Raw genomic sequence first — 11545 nt, forward strand, 5'->3', positions numbered from 1 at the left:
CCAAACCCTCCCCTACCTAGTAGGCGGCGAGTGTTTCTGTGGTCAATATATGGCTCTCAAAACTTGTGGTCGCTGAAGATCCTTCATGGTTCTACTTCCCGTGCAAAATAGCACCGTGGATATTTCGGCTATCAGAATCTCTACCAAGCTATCAACAGCAGCCTCTGACTCAGCCGCCGCCTGTAAAAAAGGCCACGCTAAACCGGCTAAATCAGCACCTAAAGCGATCGCATAAGCCACATCTAAACCATTGCGGAGTCCCCCAGAAGCAATCAAAGGAATATCAGGAGAATCTGCCCTAACCTCAGTGATACACTCAGCCGTCGGTAAACCCCAATCAGCGAAAGTTTCCCCCAAGCGTCGCTGACGAGGATCTGTAGCCCTCTGTCCTTCTATTCTCGCCCAAGACGTACCGCCCGCACCAGCCACATCAATGGCAGCTACTCCCGCATCTATCAGCTTTTTAGCCATAGCAGCCGATATGCCGTTACCGACTTCTTTGGCAATCACCGGAACTGGCAGCTTATAGCATAAATCGGCAATTTTGTCAAGTAGTCCTCGGAAATTAGTATCGCCTTCCGTTTGAATGCACTCCTGGAGAGGATTGAGATGCAAAATTAGGGCATCGGCTTCCAGAATATCAATTACCCGCTGACATTGCTCTAAGCCATAGCTATAGTTTAGTTGAACTGCGCCCAAATTAGCAAATAGCACAATATCAGGAGCGAGCGATCGCACTGCGAAAGTAGGGGCTAATTCTGGCTTTTCCACCGCCACCCTTTGGGAACCCACCCCCATAGCAATTTGATGTCTGGCAGCCGCCCTAGCTAGGCGGGTGTTAATTAGTTTAGCCTGTTCTGTGCCACCAGTCATCGAGGAAATTAACAACGGCGCACCCAGGGACTTACCCAGAAACTCTGTAGAGACCTCTACCTCCCCAAGATTAATTTCCGGTAGACAGCAATGGGTAAACCGATAGCGATCGAAACCATTGGTTTTTTGGCGAAATTGTACATCAGACTCTAAACAAATTCGCAGATGATCAGCCTTGCGGCTTTCCGTGGAAAATTCCATTTTTCACAGTTCCCAATTTCTATGGATACCTTTAACTTATTCTGATTATTCGGACTTTAATTCTATGCGATCGTATCCATCTACCTCCTCCAGATATACTCGCACCTCTTCATCTCTAGCCGTCGGGAGTTCTTTGCCAATAAAATCCGCTTGAATGGGTAGTTGTCTATGACCGCGATCGACTAAAACCGCCAATTGGATAGTCTCCGGTCTTCCATATTCAATTACCGCATTCAAAGCCGCCCTAATAGTACGTCCACTATAAATCACATCATCCACCAAAACCACTTTTTTACCTGCCAAGTCAAAAGGAATTTTAGTTTGTGCCGGAGTTCGCATCCCCACCTTATCTAAATCATCCCGATAGAAAGTAATATCCAAAGCGCCACGAGGAACCGTCAACTGTTCCAGCAAGTTAATTTGGTTCCCTAACCTTTCCGACAGCGGAACCCCCCGCGTATATATTCCCAATAATACCAGGTTAGATAAATCTCCCCCACTTTCCACAATTTGGGATGCTAAACGGTTCAAAGTTCGCCGCATTTCTTCAGCCGATAGGATTTCGACAATTTTACTCATGATTCAAGTTGATTGCTTCACAAAATTACTGGTTTAGATATCTGCCAAATATCTATATTTACTGCCGACATTATTGGCTAAATAACGCCTTATTTTTATTGCCAAAATATTGCCCTAATTATAAATATAATAAAAGTCGCGACTAACCATAGAAAAATTGAGTTGCGGGTGATAGCCAGCGCCCCCTCAATAGTTTCTGACGTAATCGGGTCAATAGGATCTCCTAAAGTAGGTTTATGTTTAACTTTTCCTCGGTATTGATTCACTCCCCCCAATTGTACCCCCAAAGCCACCGCATAGGCGCATTCACTCCAACCCGCATTAGGGCTAGGATCATTAATAGCATCTCGGCGACATATCTGCCAAACCCGTCTAGGTTGACCCGACAATATAGCAACCGTAATTACACTGAGACGGCAAGGAAGCCAAGTCAGAACATCCTCTAATTTAGCACTAAACCATCCTATATGAGTATAAGGTGCTTCACGATAACCAATCATTGAATCCAGAGTGCTGGCAGCTTTATAAGCCCAAGCCAGAGGAACACTTCCCACTGCTGGTATCAGCAAACCAATAATCCCATAGAATAGGGGAGCCATCATACCATCGATCGCATTTTCGGTAATAGTTTCCACAATAGCCCGCTCAATTTCAGGTTTCGATAAATGTTCCGTATCTCGACCCACATACTGACTTAATCGCTGGCGGCTTGTTGGCAAATCCCCCCGTTGCAGAGGCTCTTGTACATCCTCAGCGGCCGCTCGCAAACTCCGAGCAGCAAAGCAACTAGCTAAAAGAATACTTTGTAAGCCTACAAAGATAATACCATGAAAGGGTAATTGCTCTGACCAGACTTTAACTGCTGCCACCATCAGCCAACTGACCAATCCACTACCAATCACCAAAATCAACCCCACCAAAATTCCCGCCAGCTTTTGAGATAAAGGACTCTTGAAATATCTCAGAACTGGTTGAGTCAATTTGGTAATCACCCAACCCATAACTTGAACTGGATGCAGCCAATTCCACGGATCACCGATAGCATAATCCAAGCCCGCCGCTATTGCCAAAATTACTATTGTCTGGAAATCGCTCATTTCTTAACTGCCATGTAATCCTTAACCGCCAGCATATAATTAAACCACAAAACTAGCGGACTCTCCCTGAGCCGCCTGCCAACTGAGGGCATCATAATAAAGGTCTTCTAGGGAGATGCTATACAGAGCCTCCTTTAATTTTTCATGGAGACGATTCCAGAGAGTAAATGTTACCCAATCCTCTATTTGTTCAGCATCAGGTTGATGGTTAGATAAAGGTTCTATGGTCTCACCAACGGCTTCCAGAATTTGCCCCAGAGAAATTTGAGCAGGTGGATATGCCAACTTATATCCCCCCTGAGAGCCTCTTACGGAAATTACTAACCCCCTGCGCCGCATCTCAATTAGTAACTTTTCTAAATAGGGAGCTGGAATATTTTGCCGAGAGGCGATCGCTCGTACCGATACAGGACCACTGCTGCCCAGCATGGCTAAATCTAACAATGCTTTAACACTATAATGTCCGCGAGTAGTTAACTTCATTAATCCCTTTCAAATTAACAGTAATTTTTGTAGTTATTTGGTCTCTAGTTTCAGCCGTTGCTACCCACCTTAACCCAGATTACTCATCCGTATCTATCTAGTTGAATTTACGGATACATCATTGATTAACATCATTTGATCCATCCTTCCTAGATTCTAACTGAGTTTGACCTCAACTACCGACAGTAATAGATTAGGGAAACCACAAACAGGTAAGCCTTTACAGAATAATCAGCTATAGGATGATTACATCCGTTAAAAATGTTAATGATGGAGATGAATAATTCTGCGCTCTTAGTGTAAGATAGTATCCAGGTACCAGGTCATCGTGAACAGTTATGGTTGTCCGAGAGATAACCATAACTGGGGTGATGACATCATCTCGAATATGCAAGGGAAGACATCATGGCTAAGAAGAACAATTCCGACACTCAAGCACAACCGCTAACTGGTCAAGCACTTTTAGAAAAAGTCCGAAATCTCGGCCACATGAACAAAGAAGAGAAAGCCAGAGAATGCGGATACTATACCTTAACAAAAGGCGGTATAGAGCGAGTTAATATGATGAAATTCCTTAACGCCTTAATAGACGCTGAAGGAATCGAACTAGATGGTAAATCAGAAGGTAATGGACGTGGGGGACGTTCTGCAAGTTATAGAATTACGGTTCAATCTAATAACAACCTGTTGATTGGGTCAGCCTATACGAAGCAAATGGATCTGCAACCGGGAGATGAATTTGAGATTATTCTGGGACGTAAGCACATTTATCTGAAACAGGTAGGCTCGGAAGATTAGCTAAGTTGATGCAATGGTGAAAGTAGCATATTGTCTCGCCTTCATACTTGTATGATGATGAGAAACTAGGTTTTCTCAGTGATTAAAATGCGATCGCATACCTATCGTTAGCATCAGAGCAGCACAGCAAAACCCCTCAAAGCCATAGAAGGCAGAGGGGTATATTTTGCTCCGTCCTAATATATGTTGAGCCGGGGATTAATTAATAGTAGTACCAGCCTAGGATGGAATAGGTACAGATTGCAGTAAGGCTTCAATAACGGTCTTAGAACGGCGACCACCAGCAGTAATCAAGCGATGTGAAAGGACATGGGGAGCCAATAATTTAATATCATCAGGAACTGCGTAATCTCGTCCCGACAAAAAAGCGATCGCCTGGGTAGTACGATGAAGAGCGATCGCCCCCCTAGGACTCACGCCCAACATAATATCCTCATGCTCCCGTGTAGCGCGAACCAAATTAAGAATATACTGCTGTAAAGACCCATCCAACTGGACTCGCTGACATTCTTTTTGCAGAGTCAGAATATCCTGTAAACTGAGACAGGGTTTAAGTTCATCAACCTGTACTCCCTCACTCAAGCGTCGCAACATTTGCAACTCTTCGAGTTCACTGGGATATCCCAAAGTTAAAGACAACATAAACCGATCCATTTGCGCTTCTGGGAGAGGAAAAGTTCCCTGATACTCAATGGGGTTCTGAGTCGCAATCACAAAAAAAGGCATGGGAACCATGCGCGATACCCGATCAATGGTCACCTGTCTTTCCTCCATGACCTCCAACAAAGCCGACTGAGTGCGGGGTGTAGCTCGGTTAATTTCATCGGTAAGCAAAATATTAGCAAATACTGGCCCCGGCAAAAATTCAAACTCACCACTGCTAGGATTCCAAATATTAGTACCAGTAATATCGGTTGGTAATAAATCCGGTGTACATTGAATCCTCTGGAAAACCCCATCAATAGAACGAGCCAAGGATTTAGCCAGTAAAGTTTTACCTACTCCCGGTACATCTTCCAAAAGCACATGACCCCCCGCCAGCAGCGCCACCAAGGTTAGGCGAATTGACTCTTCTTTACCAACTATAGTCCGACCTAAATTTTGCTTTAATCGTTCAATACGTTCTCTCATTCAATTCTCCGGTGATTCAACCCTCTGAGTGAGAGGATACAGCATTTTGACCGTTGCACAGCTACCCGCAGACTATCTGTACAGATATTTTCTAACACCATCTACTCAGAGCCGCTTTCCGCCACGATTTCTGATGGCTGCTCGCGCCAGGGAAGCGATCGCTTTCACATCCTCATTCACTGAGTTGTGATCGAGTTCGGAGAGCTATTTTTCCCCATCTGTCAACTACAATTAGGGGAGATTTATCAGGTGTAATTATTCTCAACTTCTGCCACAACTGGACTCCGCCGCCCCCCTGCCCATCTAAATATTGATTGTCTTGGGTGATCACTAATTATTGGCCATAGAGCCCGAAAGCGGAAGATGCCAATGTTTGACTGAAGGGCGATCGCTCTTGAGCCCGCCAATTCTTGCCCACCAAGAATTCCCAGACCTCACCAGACAGCAGTTTCGACCAACCAGAGATCATCTGCTATAATTTCTCTTATACTATCGTAATAGTTTTTGCCGATGATGTTCATAGGTACTTCTCAAGCCGCAAAAATGATGGGTGTAAGCACCACCAGAGTTAGGCAGCTTTTGTATAGTGGTAGAATTCCCGGAGCTTACCGAATTGGCAGGATGTGGGTGATTCCCCTAACTGGCGAAATGCCTGAAATCACACCTGGGGGGCGGGGTCCGAAGCCTACCTGGGAATGTAGCCGTCCTAAGAATAAGCCCACGTATATTCACATCAACAAGAAAGTCATTGGTAACAACAACCGCATACTCAGGGAAACCCAAGGAAAGATAGGCGACATCCAAAAATTGCTAAACCCACCAATTATTTTGAACAAAGGCAATAAAACCTTGTATTCTTCGGAAATAATAATTGATGGACCCTGCCGCCTACTATATCAACCTTTCCAAAAGCTATGTTCTGGGGCGCAGGTGTGGATTGAAACTTTATTCCCGACGAGAACTATAGCCCGATAAAATAGAATAGTTAAAAATCAACATTAGTCAGGCAACTAGATTAATCCAGTAGGGGTAGATTTTTCCTAGCCTGGAGATAGGTTCGCGCGTGGGTACAATCCCTTTGAATTTGGGCCTTGAGTTGTTCAAGGGATGCAAATTTTTGTTCTGGTCGCAAAAACCCCTCTAAACTGACAGTCAAACTCTGACCATATAAATCCCCATGCCAATCTAATAGATGAACCTCAACGGTAGGATTGTCTCCAGCTACAGTAGGACGACAACCAATATTCATCACTCCTAACTGAGGGGCAATAGTTGTTTGTTCCCCGAAAGCAAATCCCGTAACCAGGACTGCATAAACACCGTATTGGGGTAAAAACTTGTCTGGTGGCAGTTGTAAATTAGCTGTAGGAAATCCCAGAGTCCGGCCTAATTGTTGACCCTGTACAACTTGACCGACGAGGGTATAAGCACGTCCTAATAGTTGATTAGCACGGTTAAGATGACCTTCTGTGAGGGATTCTCGGATGATGGAACTACTGATGCGATCGCCATAAGCACTCTTAAAGCGAGAAACTATTTCGACATCAATACCATACTGAGAGGCGATCGCCTTTAAATCCTCGGTACTACCCATGCGATGGCGACCGAAGCGAAAATCAAAACCGACACTCACGCGAGTAGCTTGTAAATACTCCACCAAAATCTGCTCAACGAACTGAGCTGGGGTGAGACTAGCCAAATCTTTGTCAAAAGGCAAAAGCACCAACTGCTGAACCCCAAACCTCCGTAGAATGTCAATTTTTTCGGGTAAGGGAGTTAACAGTTTTTTAGTTTGACCCGTAAAAAATTCCTGGGGGTGAGGATTAAAAGTCACCACTGTTCCATAGCCAGAAATAGCTACTGGGGGCGTTTTCTCATCCGTCTTTATAAACCCTACCTTCTGGGAATCTACCGCGACCTCATTGGGGTTGAGAATGGGTCGGACTACCTGTTGATGTCCTCGATGAAATCCATCGAAGTTCCCCAAGGCAACAGCAGTCGGAGTTAGAACCGTATCTTTTGATGATGTTATCCACACAGGTTAAATTGCCACGTTCATGGCGAACAGCAAGACAAACAGTTTACCCCGTATAGGGGAACCAAGACAATTTTTCAGTTCTTCTGATTTTGATTTCTGAGAAACTCTCCCGCAAATGCTAACAACCCCGAACCTATAATCAAAATGACGCTGAGGGCGTTAATATCGGGTTTAACTCCGGTTCTAATGCGGCTAAAAATTTCCATTGGCAGAGTAGTTGCGCCACTTCCGGCGGTGAAACTGGCAATCAAAAAATCATCCATACTCAGGACAAAAGCCAGTAAACAGCCAGAAATGATACCGGGCATGAGTTGGGGTAGCAAGACTTTGATAAAGGCTTGATCTGGTGTTGCCCCTAGGTCTAGTGCAGCTTCTTCTAAGTGGGGGTCTAGGTCAGCCAGGCGAGTGGATACCACCAGGGCGACATAGGCGAGACAGAAGACTACATGAGCGCCTATGATAGTTGATAAACTCAGGGGAATGGCTAAGGCTGCCAAAAATACTAGGGTGGAAACGGCGATCGCAATGTCGGGGACAATTAAAGGCAAGTAAGATATGCCCAGATAAATACCTTTTCCGGGAAAGCGAAACCTGGATAATCCCACAGCCATCAGGGTTCCAATGACGGATGATATGGCTACGGCACTCAAGCCAACGGTAAGGCTATTTTTGAGAGCGCTAAGGATGCGGGTATCCTGAAAAAGTTTGACATACCACTGTAGGGTAAATCCCTGCCATCCTGCACTATAGCGGGATTCATTAAAGCTATAAAAGGTGAGAACCAAGATAGGCAGATACATATACAGGAACATCAGGCCAACAAATATGATCTGCCAAGATACCCGAAATCTAATTTTAGGCTTTTGCATTTCTTGAGGAATGTCTGACTGATGATTGTGATTGTTAATATCCTGCATGGAATTTTAAGTTTGGTAAGGACGGGTGCTAGAGTGAGCCCCAACTAAGGGTCGAACTTTATACAACCGCCTGAGTCCGCCGCCTGTTTATTTTGAGGGTCTGCCATCACCGTAGCGGATTAAAAGAGCGATCGCTATACTCACCCCAAAAATTAGCACCATACTTAGGGCTGAACCAAAACCCCAGTTTTGAGTTGCGCCTAAAAACTGATTGTAAATCAGCCGAGATACGGTCATACTAGAAGCGCCGCCTAACAGTTCTGGATCGACAAAATCTCCTAGGGAACTAATAAATACTAATAGTGAGCCGGCGATAATTCCGGTTTTAGCTTGGGGAACTGTAATTTTCCAGAAGGTTTCGGGGGGCACAGCTCCTAAATCAGCGGAAGCCTCCAACAGACGGCGATCTAGTTTTTCAAGGGAGGCATACAGCACGGTTACCATATAGGGTAAATAGCTATAGGTCATGCCAATTAAAACGGCTGGACTACTATTAAGTAGTGCTAAGGTAGGTAATCCCAATAACCCTAGAAATGAGTTTAGCACTCCTGTGGGTCGTAAAATGGTAATCCAGGCATAGGAGCGCAGCAAGGAAGATGTCCATAGAGGCAGAACAAACCCTAATAGTAGAAGGTTCCGCGACTTGGGGGGAGCCATAATGGCTATCCAATAAGCGACGGGAAACCCTAACAGCAAACAAAAAACTGTGGTTCCGATCGCAAAATTAACGGATCTGGCGATTACTCGCAAATTTATCGTTTCAAATACCCGCAGGTAGTTACCCAGACCATCAGGAATTACCACGTCCCCAGGGCGAATATTCTCCACTAAGCTGAGTTGAAAAATCACCAGAGTGGGAAACACCAGCAATAGTAGCAACCACACCCCAGCCGGTCCGAGCATAATTAGGGGTCCAGCTAACTTAGACCAAATCTCAGAGAAGCCATTTTTAGCAGGTGTGGTGGGAGGTTCATAAGGGGTCTTGGGGGGGGTAGATACAGCCATAATAGAGTTTGAGCATTTTTTTAAGGTTTAATCTGTAAAAGCACCCGATGTTCACATTAACCACTGGTGAGTCTAGTCCAATACCGATCAAAAAGGGCGGTTATCTCTGGTGGTAGGGGCGAAACAGTTTCGCTGTTAGCAATGACGCTTTCTGGGGGAAATAGGGCTGGGTCTTCCCGGAGTTCTTGGGGAAGTTGGCGATAGGCGACGAGGGAGGGGGTAGCAAAGCTGAGGCGTTCGACAATTTGGGTGGCGATGTCTGGTCGCAGCATAAAATTAATCCACTGATAAGCACCTTCTGGGTTGGGTGCGCTTTTGGGAATTACCAGGGTATCAATCCACAGGGAAGAACCACTAACGGGGGTGATGTATTCTAAATCTTCGTTTTCGGGCATAACTTCGGCCGCATCGGAAGAATAGCACATCGCCAGGAGTAAGTCTCCTACAATCATCTGAGGTCGCCAAGCATCGGTGGTAAAAGATGCGATCGCCCCTCGCAGCTTGACCAATTCCTGATAGGCTTGATTAATCTCCCTAGGATTGGTGCTGTTGTAGGAGTAGCCTAAACGCCGCAAACTGGCTCCCATCACTTCCCGTACATCATTAAGTAGGGTTAGCCTCCGGTTGAGTTGGTCTTGATAGGTCCATAAATCTTCCCAGTCTTCGGGAGAGCTTGATAATAGTCTGCTGTTGTAAATTAAACCTGTAGTTCCCCAACTCAGAGGGACGCTATAAGTGGAGTTGGGGTCATAATCGGGATTTTGGAATTTGGGAAATAGATCTTCTAACCCCACGATTAAGGTATGGTCTAATTCAGCTAATAGCCCTAGTGCTACCATCTTCTGTACCATGTATTCCGAGGGGTAGATGATACTATATGCTCCAGCTCCTCCCGCCTGTATACGGGCTAACATAGCCTCATTAGAATCGAATACATCTGCCACTACTCTCAGCCCGGTTTCCTGGGTAAAGCGTTCTAGCAGATCGCGATCGGTGTATCCAGCCCAAGTATATATATACAGGGTATCTGATGAGAAGCGGGTGCTGGGGGTGGTTTTGATTTCGCCTAAAGTCCACCCACAGCCTGACGCAGAAGAGGCGATCGCCGCCGCCATAGTCGATTGCAGAAACCCGCGCCGGGTCTGCATCCGTTTATGAAACCCAAACGGGTGTAATTTCCTTGGGGGCACTTTTTTTTACCGTTGCCATCAAAACCATAATTTTACAACAAATATTTTAGCGGTGTTGAGGTTCCGGTAGGGCTAAACAATCTGTGGGTTTCCAACACACATAAATATCCCTATCATAATCTAGGTTTTCTCCTAAACTCTGAGACTGTCGCACCATTAGGGTTTCCCCTGTAGTCAGTTTCACAATGTACTGTAGATGAGTACCTAAATACATCTGATCGACTAATTTTCCGGCGAAACTATTTCCGGGAGTCTCTGGGGGTTCAGAGTGTAGGGTGATGTTTTCCGGTCTGATACTAACTACAGCCTTCGCCCCCCCTCGTAGTTGATGAGGCGATCGCTTGTTCATGGCTACGATAATCTGTAACCCTGTGTCCGTTAATACTTGTATAGCCTCCTTATTGGCTTGTTCAACTTGTCCCTTAAATAGGTTAGTGTCTCCAATAAAGTCAGCCACAAAGGGGGTCTGGGGATATTGGTAAATTTGGTTGGGGCTGCCAATTTGTTCAATGCGACCCTCGTGCATTACCGCTATGCGATCGGATAAACTCATCGCTTCTTCCTGGTCGTGAGTTACCATCACAAAGGTTAACCCCAAATTGCGATGCAAATTTGATAACTCCATCTGCATTTGTTTACGCAATTTCAGATCTAACGCTCCCAGGGGTTCGTCTAATAGTAGCACCGCTGGACGATTTACTAAAGCCCGCGCTAAGGCTACCCGCTGTTGTTGTCCCCCTGACATTTGGTTCGGATAACGGTTAGCAAACGATTCCATCTTTACCAATTGTAGGGCTTCTAGGACTTTGGCTTCAATTTCCGATTTCCCCAGGCGTTTTAATCTCAACCCAAAGGCGATGTTATCCCAGACATTCATGTGATTGAATAGGGCATAACTCTGGAAAACTGTATTCACCGGGCGCTGATAGGCTGGGGTTTGGTTCATTGACTGACCCCTAATTAGGATCTCCCCGGCTGAGGGGGTTTCAAATCCAGCAATTAACCGCAGTGTGGTAGTTTTACCACAGCCAGACGGTCCGAGAATGCTAAAAAATTCTCCCCGCTTTATCTCTAGGTCTACCGCCCTAACTGCGGTTTCGCCGTTGAATACTTTGAATACTTTACGGAGTTCTACATCGAATTTTGACTCGCTGTGAACTGCACCTGGGTTCTGGGCTGCGGTTTGTAGCATAATTTACTTTTCGCGCTTCAAGGGGATAATTAGGGGTCGAG

General features: G+C 45.5%; 12 protein-coding genes. 2 read left to right on the forward strand and 10 right to left on the reverse strand.

Annotated features, from left to right (window positions below):
• Positions 1–42: 42 nt before the first annotated feature.
• From fni to B9T16_RS00975, 4 genes are all read right to left on the reverse strand, one after another.
• Positions 43–1074 (reverse strand): type 2 isopentenyl-diphosphate Delta-isomerase, encoded by a 1032-nt coding sequence (fni, locus tag B9T16_RS00960; protein WP_410243917.1) that lies wholly within the window; start codon positions 1072–1074, stop codon positions 43–45.
• 45 nt (positions 1075–1119) lie between these two features.
• Positions 1120–1653, reverse strand: a complete 534-nt coding sequence (gene pyrR, locus B9T16_RS00965; protein WP_410243918.1) for a bifunctional pyr operon transcriptional regulator/uracil phosphoribosyltransferase PyrR — start codon at positions 1651–1653, stop codon at positions 1120–1122.
• 95 nt (positions 1654–1748) lie between these two features.
• The gene (cbiB, locus tag B9T16_RS00970) at positions 1749–2750 is read right to left on the reverse strand and encodes an adenosylcobinamide-phosphate synthase CbiB (RefSeq protein WP_410243919.1); all 1002 of its coding nucleotides are present in this window, start codon (positions 2748–2750) and stop codon (positions 1749–1751) included.
• Positions 2751–2789: 39 nt separating this feature from the next.
• Positions 2790–3233, reverse strand: coding sequence for an Rrf2 family transcriptional regulator (locus tag B9T16_RS00975; protein WP_006619337.1), 444 nt, complete (start codon positions 3231–3233; stop codon positions 2790–2792).
• Positions 3234–3638: 405 nt separating this feature from the next.
• Here B9T16_RS00975 and B9T16_RS00980 point away from each other — a divergent pair, with 405 nt between their 5' ends.
• Positions 3639–4031: an AbrB family transcriptional regulator gene (locus tag B9T16_RS00980; protein ID WP_006619338.1), complete on the forward strand. Its 393-nt coding sequence runs from the start codon at positions 3639–3641 to the stop codon at positions 4029–4031.
• 219 nt (positions 4032–4250) lie between these two features.
• Here B9T16_RS00980 and B9T16_RS00985 read toward each other — a convergent pair whose 3' ends face one another.
• Positions 4251–5162: an AAA family ATPase gene (locus tag B9T16_RS00985; RefSeq protein ID WP_006619339.1), complete on the reverse strand. Its 912-nt coding sequence runs from the start codon at positions 5160–5162 to the stop codon at positions 4251–4253.
• 513 nt (positions 5163–5675) lie between these two features.
• Between B9T16_RS00985 and B9T16_RS00990 the strand changes: the two genes are divergently transcribed.
• On the forward strand, positions 5676–6137 hold the full coding sequence (locus B9T16_RS00990; RefSeq protein WP_071941263.1) for a helix-turn-helix domain-containing protein: 462 nt from the start codon (positions 5676–5678) through the stop codon (positions 6135–6137).
• Between the two features lie 40 nt (positions 6138–6177).
• Here B9T16_RS00990 and B9T16_RS00995 read toward each other — a convergent pair whose 3' ends face one another.
• The 5 genes from B9T16_RS00995 to B9T16_RS01015 form a co-directional block, all read right to left on the reverse strand.
• The gene (locus B9T16_RS00995) at positions 6178–7200 is read right to left on the reverse strand and encodes a bifunctional riboflavin kinase/FAD synthetase (protein ID WP_006619341.1); all 1023 of its coding nucleotides are present in this window, start codon (positions 7198–7200) and stop codon (positions 6178–6180) included.
• A 74-nt stretch (positions 7201–7274) separates the two neighbouring features.
• Positions 7275–8117: an ABC transporter permease gene (locus B9T16_RS01000; RefSeq protein WP_317266535.1), complete on the reverse strand. Its 843-nt coding sequence runs from the start codon at positions 8115–8117 to the stop codon at positions 7275–7277.
• Positions 8118–8204: 87 nt separating this feature from the next.
• Complete coding sequence (locus B9T16_RS01005) at positions 8205–9122, reverse strand: ABC transporter permease (RefSeq protein ID WP_410243920.1); 918 nt, start codon at positions 9120–9122, stop codon at positions 8205–8207.
• A gap of 56 nt (positions 9123–9178) precedes the next feature.
• Positions 9179–10270 carry a PotD/PotF family extracellular solute-binding protein gene (locus B9T16_RS01010; RefSeq protein WP_006619344.1) on the reverse strand — a complete coding sequence of 364 codons (1092 nt, stop codon included), beginning with the start codon at positions 10268–10270 and terminating at the stop codon, positions 9179–9181.
• An 88-nt stretch (positions 10271–10358) separates the two neighbouring features.
• Entirely contained in the window at positions 10359–11504 is a 1146-nt protein-coding gene (locus B9T16_RS01015; protein ID WP_410243921.1) for an ABC transporter ATP-binding protein, read from the reverse strand.
• Between the last annotated feature and the right edge of the window lie 41 nt (positions 11505–11545).

Origin of the sequence: Arthrospira sp. PCC 8006, from assembly GCF_046480465.1 — a bacterium.
Taxonomy (GTDB): domain Bacteria; phylum Cyanobacteriota; class Cyanobacteriia; order Cyanobacteriales; family Microcoleaceae; genus Limnospira; species Limnospira platensis.